This window comes from uncultured Parabacteroides sp. (assembly GCF_905196875.1).
Taxonomy (GTDB): Bacteria; Bacteroidota; Bacteroidia; order Bacteroidales; family Tannerellaceae; genus Parabacteroides.
Genome location: NZ_CAJJWO010000009.1, coordinates 1 through 13,098 on the forward strand (window position 1 = coordinate 1; position 13,098 = coordinate 13,098).

General features: G+C 40.3%; 7 protein-coding genes. 5 read left to right on the forward strand and 2 right to left on the reverse strand.

Annotation, left to right across the window (positions count from 1 at the left end; all coding sequences use genetic code 11):
- From QZ076_RS05160 to QZ076_RS05170, 3 genes are all read left to right on the forward strand, one after another.
- Positions 1 to 344, forward strand: a 344-nt coding sequence (locus QZ076_RS05160; protein WP_293710920.1) for a TlpA disulfide reductase family protein, incomplete at its 5' end; no start/stop codon positions are given.
- Positions 345 to 417: 73 nt separating this feature from the next.
- A complete protein-coding gene (locus tag QZ076_RS05165; RefSeq protein ID WP_293710922.1) occupies positions 418 to 954 on the forward strand; it encodes a DUF4858 domain-containing protein in 537 nt (178 codons plus the stop codon).
- A 72-nt stretch (positions 955 to 1,026) separates the two neighbouring features.
- Positions 1,027 to 1,761, forward strand: coding sequence for a lysophospholipid acyltransferase family protein (locus QZ076_RS05170; protein ID WP_293710924.1), 735 nt, complete (start codon positions 1,027 to 1,029; stop codon positions 1,759 to 1,761).
- A gap of 87 nt (positions 1,762 to 1,848) precedes the next feature.
- Here the strand turns inward: QZ076_RS05170 and QZ076_RS05175 are convergent, their stop codons facing one another.
- The gene (locus QZ076_RS05175) at positions 1,849 to 6,186 is read right to left on the reverse strand and encodes a leucine-rich repeat domain-containing protein (RefSeq protein WP_293710926.1); all 4,338 of its coding nucleotides are present in this window, start codon (positions 6,184 to 6,186) and stop codon (positions 1,849 to 1,851) included.
- A 306-nt stretch (positions 6,187 to 6,492) separates the two neighbouring features.
- Positions 6,493 to 10,767 carry a DUF6383 domain-containing protein gene (locus QZ076_RS05180; RefSeq protein ID WP_293710927.1) on the reverse strand — a complete coding sequence of 1,425 codons (4,275 nt, stop codon included), beginning with the start codon at positions 10,765 to 10,767 and terminating at the stop codon, positions 6,493 to 6,495.
- A gap of 967 nt (positions 10,768 to 11,734) precedes the next feature.
- On the opposite strand from QZ076_RS05180, the gene QZ076_RS05185 reads away from it, so the two are divergent.
- Positions 11,735 to 12,241 carry a hypothetical protein gene (locus QZ076_RS05185; protein ID WP_293710928.1) on the forward strand — a complete coding sequence of 169 codons (507 nt, stop codon included), beginning with the start codon at positions 11,735 to 11,737 and terminating at the stop codon, positions 12,239 to 12,241.
- Between the two features lie 7 nt (positions 12,242 to 12,248).
- Entirely contained in the window at positions 12,249 to 13,067 is an 819-nt protein-coding gene (locus QZ076_RS05190; RefSeq protein WP_293710929.1) for a hypothetical protein, read from the forward strand.
- Positions 13,068 to 13,098: the final 31 nt, after the last annotated feature.

Here is a 13,098-nt window from a genome sequence, read left to right on the forward strand (position 1 = left end):
GAAAAGGGAAGTACACATTAGTCGATTTCTGGGCTAGCTGGTGCGGCCCCTGCCGGGCAGAAACGCCTGTTTTAGCCGAAGTATATAACCAATATAAAAACAAAGGGCTGGAAGTACTAGGTGTCGCCGTATGGGATAGTCCCGAAAACACAAAGAAAGCCATTGAAGAGCTGAAAATTAGCTGGCCACAAATTACTAACGCTAGCGATAGCCCAACAACACTATATGGCATCAACGGTATTCCCCATATCATCCTGTTTGGTCCGGACGGCACAATCATAGCCCGCGACCTGCGTGGTGATGGATTAAAGGCAAAGGTAAAAGAAGTAATCGAAACTAAATAAACATAAATGCCACGCAGTATTTCAGCTTCCCGCGCGTTTTTTAAATAAAATGCGGGAAGCTGAACGATTTTAGATGAGCAAAAGATTAATTATATGGATGTTGATATGCCTGAACGGTACGGAATATGTATACGGACAATGGACAGAAAAGGATTCGGTATGGCTTCAAAAGGTTATTTCCGGCAAAGAAAAGATAGAACTGAACCCCGAAGCATTGAAAGCAATAGAATCCGGAACACTCATCAACACAGATAAACCGGCGTCAAACATGATCATGGCACCATCCACCTCTCCTGCTTCATGCGTACTGAAAGATTTCTCCGAATATGTACGCCCGGAGGATGTGGAAGAGCACAATCCAAACCGAAAAGTGGCACTGAAAGACTTACCTCCTGCCGTTTTCATGCGCTATGGACTCGACAAGCCCCTACCCCGGATCAAAATGTTCGGTTCCTTCTACGTCTCCCCCGATATCAGGGCTAACGCTCAAAAACCTTCAGGCATCTCATTCGACGATATGCTTCAACAAGTTTTTATGCCTAGCGCACGCTCCAAAAGAAGAAATGCACAACGCTGGCAAACACAGAAATACTACAACAATTATCCGTAATTTTTTCATACATTTGTTGCCTCATTTACGCGGCTGCTTGTCGTTTTATGTTTAACACACTTGAATGATAAAATGGAAAAAATTATTTCGTACCTGCTTTCGGCCATCTATTATGTGTTATTTGGATTTACACTGGCTTTCTTTCATGTAGTACAGTGGATATGTTTCAACCTGTTTGGCTACAAGTCACACAAAAAAAGCGTGGATATTTTGAGTTTTTTCCTGGTTGCCAACACTTATGTACTAGGCACAAGATACAAAGTTACCGGACTGGAAAAACTTCCGGCCAACCAACCCCTGATTATTGCATCAAACCATCAAAGCCTGTATGATATTACTTCTATCTGTTGGTTCATGCGCAAAGTGCACCCTAAATTTATCAGTAAAATAGAATTGGGAAAAGGTATCCCCAGCATCTCATACAACCTCAATCACGGTGGTTCCGTACTTATCGACCGGAAAGACCCGAAACAAGCATTGTCTGCTATCCGTGTAATGGCTGAATATATCGAACAAAACAAACGTTCAGCCGTGATTTTCCCGGAAGGGACACGAAGCAAAACAGGAAAGCCCCGTCCTTTTGCTGAAAACGGACTGAAAATCCTCTGTAAATATGCACCATCGGCCTACATGGTACCGGTCACCATCAACAACTCATGGAAGATGACGAAATGGGGGTCCTTCCCTCTGGGACTCGGCAACCGTATCGAACTCATCATACACGACCCTGTTCCTGTGAAATCTAAACCCTTCGCTGAACTCTTTACCGAAACAGAACAGATTGTTATCGGAAGTATCACAGTATAAAGACTATCAAAAAGCCCCCCGAAAGTATAACTCCCAGGGGGCATTTCATTTCTACCAGAGGTATTTTACCCGATGGATACTTAGCTGTTACTTCACAATCACTTTAGTACGAATCACATTCGAACCATCTTCCAGTATAACACCATACACACCACTTGCCAACTGAATACGGCCATCACCACTGATCTGTTGACGCTGCATACGACCATCCATGCTGACAATGGTTACTTTACCTTGTGTAACACCTTCGATCACGAGGTAACCTTGAGTACCATATATCCTTGCAGTTACAACAGACTCAATACCTGTCGGTATGCCGCTAAAGAGAGGCTTAATAGTTACATCCTGTGTAAGTTTCAGCGTACGCAACTGGCTCTTCACTTCTTTATCATCCGACCAGCCGTTGAACATCACCCCACTTTCCGGATATGCAACCAATGTAATCACATCGTTGAAATAGCATACACCGTCTGCCGGACCATCCACCTGTACTTTACCCATCACATATCCATTGTCATTCTTCGTAATCGTTTCCACTGAAACTTTCAATGGAGTAGGATTAGCCAACGAGATCTGAACTGTTGTATTTTCGCTTACTTTTGCAATGGTATAGGTTCCGTCTGTCGATTTCAGCTCGGTTCCGTTTACTTTTACAACGATATTGCCAAAATCCGCAGCCAACGCACCAAGTGTAAAACTAAAAGATTTATTTTTAAGAACGGCATTTACTCCCGGTTTACTGATTACAACACCACGCACTTCTCCTGCTTTCGGCAAAGTTACTGCGTATTGACTGTCCGGATCCACCGGATCACCTGGCTTTGGCTCTATCACCTTAGGCTGGAAAGTCGCTTCAATAGCGACAGAGGAAGTTCCCACTGTATAAACGCCTGTATTATTCGAGCCGTTTACTATCAGCGATTTCAGTTCCAGACCTTCACGAGGTTCAACCTTAATAGTAAGCACATCTCCTTTTGTTACAGCACTACCGGTAGGTAATGTTTGTCCCAACTGGTTAGTTACGGTTATTGTTCCTTCCGTCTGTACAAAAGTGACTATTTGCAGATCGGAAACACTAACGGAAACATAATCGACTTGTGCAGTAGTTCCTTCCCCTCCGGTTTCCACAGTCAGATAATTCTTATCATATCCGGTTTCCGGTGTAAATACCACCGGCTGTTTATAAGATCCGGCAACAGAGAAAGATTTCGTACCATCTTTCCAGGAAAATTTACCAGGAATATTGGCAGCACCTCCTGTCAGGTCAGACAAGGAAAGGACCTGTCCTTTCGCAATCACGGAAGCCTTCGGCATTGTGTAAATAACCGGTTTAATCTTGTTGACAATAAAAGCGGCACTTTCAGCAGTAGTCTCCACGTACCCTGTGGCCTTATCTGCTGCAATCGACACACAAACAGTATATGTACCTGCATCGACCGGCTGAGCAACGACTTTACCGGAAGCATCTTTATAAGTTACCGATACAGAAGAGCCAATGGTTACCCAGGAAACAGGCTGGTCATTCTTATCAGAGATCGCCAATCCCGTTTCAGAGTTATATGCAAGCGGTTCGCCCGTGAAATCGGTTTTCTGACTTCCTATTTCAATATTATACGTATCACCGGAGCCCTTGACAACACTAAAGTTTGTATTTTCTTTTATTGTAACAGTATAAACCAACATTCCATCTTCTGTGGTGGTAGGAGTAACCACAGTTGGACTAATATCAGATGTTTTCTTCAACTCAACACCTTTTGTTCCTTTTGGATAAGTAACAATAGCTGTCAATTCTGTATCATCAGCAAAAGTATCCGTCGAAATATCCACCGGTTTATTACCATTCAGCCATTGAATACTGTACAAGGTTGGCAACTCATTCATCGTAATCTTATACAGATCGAGGGAACTTCCCGGAACCATCACATTTACGGTTGCTTCTGCATTTTCAAAGTTTGCATCATCAGCAGGCAAGGTCGGAGTGAAAGTTACTTTTACGGAATGAGATTTACCCGGAGTTGAAGTTGAAGGAGACGATGTTTCAAATGTACCCTTTATCTCAGCATTATTAAAAATTACTTTACCACCGGTTATTTTGTACGTTTTGTCCTTTTCAACCGTTACAGTCGGTAAAGTCTCGATGGTCAATGGAGCTTTCGTTATTTCCAATCCAAAATCCTCAACACCAGCCACTACTTTTGGAATATAAGAATCATTCTCTTCAAATACCAAAGTTGCTTTATATTTACCGGCATTGATAGGAGTATCAACTGGAGTAGAATTTGCATCATCCGTTTTATAAGTAATCTTCACATGTTCATTCAAATTAGCCGGAACGGTACTGAATAAAACAGGTTTCACTTTGCCATCATAAGTCTGTAACTGACCAGTACTACCATCATTAATTACGGGTTTAATATCCACTTCCTGCATGGTCTTTGTTGTGATAGAAATAGTCACATCTGAGGTTTTTACTGTAAATGCAACTGTATATTTCATATCCTGACCAGACTTATCTTTCTCAACAGTCTTCAATTCACCCCCGTTGATAGTTATATCTTTTAAGCGATAAACTCCATCAGGGGCAGTTCCACCGGATAATTTTTTAGTTGTAAAAATAGCCTGATACGTTGTATTCGGTTGTAAATCAACAGCAGTTCCATCAGTAACATCTTGTGAAGAGCCATCCGACTTTTGAATAATCACCTTATTATCAGCGATATAATCGGCCGAAGCTGCAAGTTCCAGTCCATTCACTTTAACTAAAGCCTTTATTGAAGGATTTATAAAAGTAACAGAAACCGTAATAGATGTATTATCTGCATAATTAGCATTAGTAATATCCTCGCTATATGTATAATTTACAACATCGGCTGGATCCGTCTTAACATCAGATGTTTTATCAGTTCCATTTACTGTTAGCTTAAAATCATATCCTGTATTCGGTTTGATCTTAACCAACAGCTTTTCGCCGGTTGCAATCGTTTTACCTGAAGCCAGATCAGATGTTGTTGTACCGGATACTTTCTGAACTGTAAAACTTCCACCTTCCTGCGTTTTGTTTTCGTAAGAAACAGGATGTTCCTTGCCTAAAACAACTGCTGTAATCTGAGGAGCAACAGTTATTGTCTTTGCATCATAAAGCCCCTTAACTATAAATTCAATCGATTTACCTTTATATGGTTCCTGTTGACCGAAGATAGCAGGAACCATGCCTTTTACCGTGTAAACAGCTGTTTCGTAACCATCTTCAGGGTCTAATGTGAAAAGAAGCTTATCCCCTTGCTTTACATTTTGAGGAGTAGTGACAAAATCAGCCGAAGCAACACCATTTATTGATACTTTAAACGAATTCGCTTTCGCATTTACAGGTAACACACCTCCCAGTTTAAACTCAGCAGGCTTCACTTCCAGATCAGTAAGTTTATATTGGCGATCACCCGCTGTCAATGAACATTGGTAAGTGCCTTGAACAAACTCTTTCGTTGTTGCATCGTAGAAACGGTATTCGCCATCCCAGGCATCCGGTTGATGAACGGTTTTATTATTATCTTCTTCGTAAACATTATTCTTCTTTATTTGCCAGGTAACTTTTGAATATTCAGGCTTACCAGTTGAAGGAATATTAGCCTGGGTAATTAATGCTGAAATACGAACCCCGGTATGAGCTTTACAATCACTTATCGAAGATACTGATAATGTCTGTACTCCCCAGGTAATTACACAAGCTGGATTACCAGGATTAGCCGATAATGTCAAAATGTTATTGTCTGAAATATCCAATTTAGCTAATGCAGTCAAAGCTCCAAGATTTGTCAAAGCAGTTAATTTATTCTTAGAGACATTTAACTCAGTTAATACAGTATAGCCAGAAACATCCAAAGCTGCATTTAATGCATTACCGGATAAATTAAGGCTTGTCAACTTTGTTTTAACAGTAGGCAAAGTGACCTTACTAAACACCAACTTATTATCAGAAGCATTCAGCGTTTTCAAAACAGATGCATCAGTTAAAGTCAACGTTTCCAGTCCTAAGCCGGAACAAGTAAGAGATTCCAGAACAGAACCGGAAACAACCAGTTCCTTTACATAATTATCTTTACTCAAATTGAGAGTTTTCAGTTTATCTTCACCTGCTATTTCCAATTTATCCATCCGTCCGGTCACAGTAGCAATTGTAGCAGAAGTTGAAGTTATTTCAACTTCTGCTGTGTACCCTTGCGCAAGGGTAACTGTCTTTTTATCGGCACTCAGTGTGACTTTTCCACTGTGTGTCGTTGATAAATCTGTCACTGTAGCCATCTGATCCAACGTAACCGTTACCGGCATGCCACCGGTAGAAGTCACTTTTATATTTACATCCGCCGCTCTCGCCATTCCCAACACTGCAAATAGCATCAGAACCGCATAAAGTAATCGTTGTTTCATAATCATGATATTTTTAGTTTATAATCTATTTTATGAAAGAAATTTGTGATTTTGTAATAAGGATTTTACCCTGTTAGTTGAAAAAAGCCCCTGCCGGTCAACGACCTGCCGGGGCTTTGTCTTGTGTCTGCTTCCTCGCTTCACAGCGATACCGGCAGATGAACTTTATTTTATTACTTTAGTATTAATAACTACCACTTGTTCGCCCTCACGGGGTAATTGGTTGGTTTAGAAGAGAGACGCACCACCGTGCGCCTCTACCACCACGTGATAATTTAGAATTATTTGATTATAAAAAATCCTTTATTATTTAACCACTGCCTTTACAGCTGCTTCGCCCTCAACAGCTACAACTACGATACCGGCTGGTACTGCGATTGTTGCGTCGTCGGAAGAAAGAACTGTAGAAGCAAGAGTCTGGCCAAGTACGTTGCATACTGTAACTTTCTTAGCAGCTGCACCCTTGATCGTTACGATACCGTTACCACCTTCAACTGTTACGCTGCTTGCAGTAATACCTTCGTTAGCTGTCGGAGCACCTTCAGACTTCTTAGCCTGGAATACTTCAGCTTCCTGAATTTCCGGAGTTACAACCAATACATGGTTAATAGTCTTCAACCAACCGCGAGTGTTCTTATCGTACATTGTTTCGATATAGAAGTTTTCACGTGCTGCATCGCAATAACGGAAGGCGAATGTAGCATAGTTCAAGTTATTTGCTCCCAGAGCTGCATCGCTCAGGTCGTAAACAGCACCACTCTTATCGAATGTCAACTTAGAACCTTCGTGTCTTGCGTTAACGAAGCCCAGACGATAGTACTTAGTAGTGTTCTGATCGATGTTCTTGTACATATAAACAGGATTTGCACTGACAGAGTCGATCATGTTCACCAGATAAGCAGCATCTGTATAAAGATGACGGTTGTGTGAAGCAATGCTTGAATTCTGTTCATAAGTATCAACATTACGCAGACCCAATAAGAAGCGAGGACATTCCGGACGAGATACGTTAGCTGTATCCAGGAAGATAGCATTGTTCTTATTCAGATTCTTATCCAGGCTTTCCAGCAAACCAACGTTAGCACCTTTGACTGTGTTTTCGCTCAACAGGTAGTTACCTGCTGCATCGTCAGCCTTGAAGAATTCCAAAGTATCACGGCTGAATTCGCCACGAAGATCTTTGTAATTGAATGCCTGCTGTTTTTCAACACTGAAAATACTTGAAGCATAGCTGTTAGCATATCCATCAGAGATAAGGCTGCTTGGCTGTACTTCGGCTGTCATCTGGTTAACAAACAAACGTGCACCATAAGCAACCTTTGTAGAAGTACCGTTACCAGTCTGAGTTACAACAAGCGGATCAACCAATACAAACTGAGTAGGATCTTCAGTAGAGATCTGTTTTACATAGAATGCACGACGGTTCTTCACATTTTCTGTTCCAGACATTTCATCTGCATCCAGATTAGTAGAGAACAAGTTATCATCAAACTTAACCTGAATTGAAGTCAAGCGATATTTACCGCTTTCCAGTGTGATATACTGACGAGTCTTTATACTTGAAGGTTCAATACCTGAATTAGCATTTACTTCATCTTTATAGATATAGTATTTAGCGCGAACCAACATTTTAGCAGTATCAACAGCATTTCCTTTTGTAGGAACATAACCATAGATCAACTCATCTGTACCCATAGTTTTCTGAGAATAGATATCTTTATCTTTCACCAGAACTCTTTCCATCTTATATTCGCCCTTAGCATCCTGAACCAGCTTCAATACGCCATCCACGCTAGTCAGGGAGAAATGAGTATCACCCAGGTTCTTCATACCGATAGCATATACACTCGTATCAGCAATAGCTTCAGCCTGTGTCATATCCAGATAACCCATAGTACGGTTAGTCAGTTCTGCCTGCGGGATCATTTCGATACGGATAGTATCACGATATGTCTGCATCAAACCAGCTGCATCGTAATAAGTAGCCATGTTTGCATAAGTATTCGGTTCAGAAGTCTTCCACCAGTAGCTAGTACCCCAGGTACGTCCTGACTCACGGTTGATGATTGTGTAGTAACCACCGTTACCCTTAACATACCACTGAGCAGAAGGAATAACTTTCTTATCTTCAGAGTAAACCAGGTTACCGATATTGCTCAGATCGTTTTTGTGCATATCAGCATTGATACCAGTATTGTTCGGATTATTACCGTTTTGAACATCACCTCTATCCCATTTCTGAGTCATTGCATTCCAATAAGTAAATGTAGCATTGGTAGCAGCTAAATCTTCATAACGATAGTCACCTTCTTTTGTCAGATCAGAAGAAAGTTTCTTCGCATTCCGGATATAATAGAAACCTTCTGCGATATCAGCTACTTCGTTCAAATCCGATTCTGTCTTAGTTGTCTTAATTGTGATGTAAGTCAACAGACCGTTGTATTTATCATCGTTTACATCATGAGGACCAGCTGTCAATACAACATGAGTCGGAGTCAAAGTAACCAGACGAGTCAAGTTGCTATGAGCAGTTGCATACTGAGGTGCATAGATCATCAGACCAGTATAAGTTGCAGAAGTTATCGTATTAGCATTAGCTTTATCAAGCACTGCCATATCACCTGTAAGTACGGCTGCAGCAGCAGGATCTGCGACCCATACATTCAGATCGGTTCCGGCAGCAGTAAATGCAGTTCCCAATGCAAGAGCAGCTGCTTTATTCATCTGCAATACATTACCTACAGCATTCCATAATAAGAAATTATCTGTATTGACATCTGTCAAACCATGTGGTGCATAACCATTACGTTTTTTAGCATCGGTAAGATCTGTTACACTCCACGGAGAAGCATAATGCAACAAACGAGCACCCTGTTTAAATCCGGCTAATTCCTGAGCATAAGAAGGATAATAACCTCTGGCGGCGCCACGTGAAAGAGTCGGGTCAATCGTTGGATTAGCAGCACATTGAGCAATACGCATAACGTTATTAGTACCTACTGTTGCAGCAGTACCATTCCAAGGTGTCGCGTCTGAATTAGAAGCACCAGCAGCATCAATAGCCATCTGTGCCCACCAAGAAGCTGCATCATTCTTATCTGCCTTATACAACATTTCAGCCTGCAAGCGTAAGCTCTGAGTAGACGGATAGAAGATAGGACGGAAGTTTGACTGACGTTTCAACTGCGTATAAGTAGTCATTGTATTAGGAGCAATGCTATTTGAGGAAGCAGACAAATTACCATACATTTCAGCTTCTGTCAACTTAGCACCACTCGCTTTGATCAATTCGCCATTTCCATCAACGTTCAGCCTGTCGGTAGCAACAGCATATCTCGGATACAAGATCTGTCCTATTGTCAACTTCAAATCGTAACGACCATTAGGGTTCGGATCGTAATAAGCAGTATCCACACGCAGATATTCTTTCTTGAATTCCGATGTTTCATCCTTTGTTGCATTAGTTACGAAACGTACGAAACCATCAGGAGCATCACCCGGAACACGGTTGACACCATCCTTAGCAGCTTCTGCTTTGAAAGAGCCTGACAACATAATGTTTGTATCGCCCTGAACGTCCGGATCAAATACGAAGTTGAACTGATTCGGAGTTTTCTTATCCTCAGTTAAGAGTGCTTCATTTCCTAATTCTGCATTAATCTGTTCGGCAGTCAGGATGATAGGGTTAGCTTCCCAACCTTCGAAAGTAATAGGCGTAAAAGTAGTGCCATTTACAGTTTTAGTAGTAAACACCTCATTACTATTCAACAAGATACCAGCCAAAGTAGTTTTACCACTTACAACTTTCTTAGCCAAATACAAAGTCTTACCATTGCTATACTGAGCACGCAACTGATTCTGCAAAACATTACCAGCAGCAGCTTCTACTATAGAAGTTTGTGCGGCAAACTGTCCATCAGCCCAACGCCAAGTAGTCTGACCGTCTACAACAGTCAAAGCAACTTCTGCAGCATCGGCAGTAGGAGTACCTACTATGTTTTCCGGAGAGAATTGCAGAATAGCTTCAGTAGCCTTGTTCTGCAATTGATAATACAATACAGTACCGGCAGCATCTTTCTGAGCTGTAACTTTCCATAAAGTACGATCCAATGTGATACGGTTAGTAGGAACGTTAGCGTTCTGTACGTTCTCAACCTGAACCATATACTTTCCGTTAATATTGGCTTCACCAGTAATCGCTTCGCCATTACCCATCACACCTTCTTTATTCACCCAAACCATTGTCAATACTTCTGTACCTTCCGTATCAGCACCTCCGACAACAAATTGGAAATAACGTCCATCAGCAGTACCGTTAACTTTTGCCAAACTAGAGATAGGCTTTGCACCATATACCGTAGACAATTTGAAAGGAGATACGGCAGGGAATCGGCTATCTCCGCGGCTTGAAGCATTATCCTGAATAAAACGACTAAACTGTCCACCTGCTGCTGCAGCTTGAACCTTGTAAGCGTTATTTCCAGGAAGCGTGACATCCTTGTCAATTGTTACCTGTGCCCATCCGTTTGCTCCCGTGGCCAACATCGCGATGGCCATCAAAGTAGAAAACTTTCTGTTCATAAATCTAAATTTTAATATTAATAATAGTGTTAATGAAATTAGTTCTTATAAACTCTTTATATTATCCTAGTCAGACATGAATGACTAGCTAAAACGATCGTTTATTTTAGTCATGGTTTTTTACTTCCGAAGAGTTGGTATCGGAAATACCCAATTTTGTACAGACTTTGTTATTATCTTGATAAGAAAGAAGATAACAGCATAAAAAATATTTGCAAAATAATTGCAGTTTCAAAACTTATATCTAATTTTGTTGACGAGAATAAACGATCGTTTTCTCTAGCCAGACAGTTTATGATCAAACTAATTGATTTTCATATCATATAATTACTTATATACTCATAATACATTCTCTTTATAATATAATAATGTACGTGCGTACATTAATTATATCTCAGTATTATTCAAACTTACACAGATGCTAAAACAGCCACATAAAACCCTATATACCAAAATATTGCAAGTAGAACAACTGTACTTAACCGAAACCATTCAGCACTTTTCCACGTCACTGACCCAGACACCAAGTAACTAAGTATTTTGATTAGGAATACTAAAAAGAAAAGATAGGATAATTTAGGGTTCTCCTTCAATATTTTAATAAAGTAAGGCTAGCCTTACGTAAAAGAAAAGCATATATTACATATATGTAAGGTAAGCCTTTCATATATAAAACAGACACTATACTTTTTTATAATTAGTATCTTTCAGATATAAAATAGTAGAGGAAAAAAGTTATAATACAGGCTTTCAGATTTAGATAATCGAATAAAGACTCTTACAGAAAGGAATAACTTCACTCCAAAGGTTCGTGCATAAGAAAAATAAATATTTTTTGTTTGTTATGCAGTATTTTTATTTTTTATCCGTTTTATTAATAAAGACAGATAAAACGTGGTAAGTGCAGCTTTTCGCTGTGGTATTGCGTCTTATGATTAAGAAATAAAATAAAAATATACAGACATTTATGACTAAATTGCAAATATTGGCACTTCTGCTTGCCTCAATCGCTCTGATATTCTTTACATCCTGTGATGGTGAAGACTTTCAGGAGCCGGATGTCTATAAAGTCACGCCCGACCTACGGGCCAGGATTAATATGGGGATGAAACTCCCTTCCAAATCTGAAAAGAAACAATTTAATGAGAAATTCGATCTGTTCCTGATAAAATGTGAAGAAATGGCTTATGTAAGCAACCCTCATGTATATATGGAGACTCCCGAATATCAGGAGTTCAAAGACTTCGTATTATCAGCTTCCCCCAACATCTATTACCTGGTGATGGATAAGTTTCTAAAAGGTAATCCGGGCTTTTTTTCATATATCATTTATGACCTGCTTATCGACTCCAAACCAGCTATTGCCGATCAGATATCCGAAAGGATGCAAGCAGTAGGAACTCTTGAAGAAAGTTTTTATCTATATCCGCAGTTATGCCTGGATATATGGGTAGACGCACTGGAAAATCAATAAAAGAATAATGAAGAGTAGCTGCATATATATATGGCCTCTTATTAGTTGCTTCCTGCTAATTCTGGCAGGAACAGTTGGCTGTGACTCTTCTAATCTGGATAAACTTCCCTTCAATGACGATCCGGAAGTAATATTCGTGAACGATGACGTGCCTCAAAGACTTTCTTTGAATAATGCACGGCTGAAACGAATTCATCCTCCTACACTCGATTCCACCTATTCCGGTCAAATTTACGAATATAACAGCGAGGGACGATTATCTAAAATATCCGATTGTATATATAATTATGATCAAGTGACCGACACGATCGGATATAAAATACATCAGTATAACCAGGAAGGACAATTGGTACTGACGTCCAATTTTACGGCGAATAAAAGTATGCCTTCGGGATTTATAAACCTGCAAACAGAGGTATATATCTATTCGGATAATGGCAAACTCGAAAAAGTAATTACCCATTATCCGGTCATTTCCCAATCGGAATACACGTTGTACAAATACAAAAACAACCTGCTCGACAGGAAAGAATATTATGGTAATTCAGGTGCTTTGGAAAGTTATACGACCTACTCTTACGACAAAGTCGGCAAACTGATCCTGGAATGTATTTATGTACCTAATAATCAACTGATCCGTTATACGCAACATTCTTTTATCGACGGGCTGAATACCCGGTCGGTAACCTTCTTATCTACGGGAGAAGCAGAAAGGAAAGTGATTAATACCTTTGATAGCAATTATAACCCCATTCGTTCCGAATCGAAAGAACTTTTGATATACAGTTCAAGAGCGGATTTTACGGCACAATATGAATACGATTAACACTCGGTATTCATATTGTGCCAGTTTTATT

Excerpts from the sequence above, each read along its gene's own strand:
- QZ076_RS05165 (WP_293710922.1), top strand. The coding sequence starts at position 418 with ATGAGCAAAAGATTAATTATATGGATGTTGATATGCCTGAACGGTACG.
- QZ076_RS05170 (WP_293710924.1), top strand. The coding sequence starts at position 1,027 with ATGGAAAAAATTATTTCGTACCTGCTTTCGGCCATCTATTATGTGTTA.
- QZ076_RS05175 (WP_293710926.1), bottom strand. The coding sequence starts at position 6,186 with ATGAAACAACGATTACTTTATGCGGTTCTGATGCTATTTGCAGTGTTG.
- QZ076_RS05180 (WP_293710927.1), bottom strand. The coding sequence starts at position 10,767 with ATGAACAGAAAGTTTTCTACTTTGATGGCCATCGCGATGTTGGCCACG.
- QZ076_RS05185 (WP_293710928.1), top strand. The coding sequence starts at position 11,735 with ATGACTAAATTGCAAATATTGGCACTTCTGCTTGCCTCAATCGCTCTG.
- QZ076_RS05190 (WP_293710929.1), top strand. The coding sequence starts at position 12,249 with ATGAAGAGTAGCTGCATATATATATGGCCTCTTATTAGTTGCTTCCTG.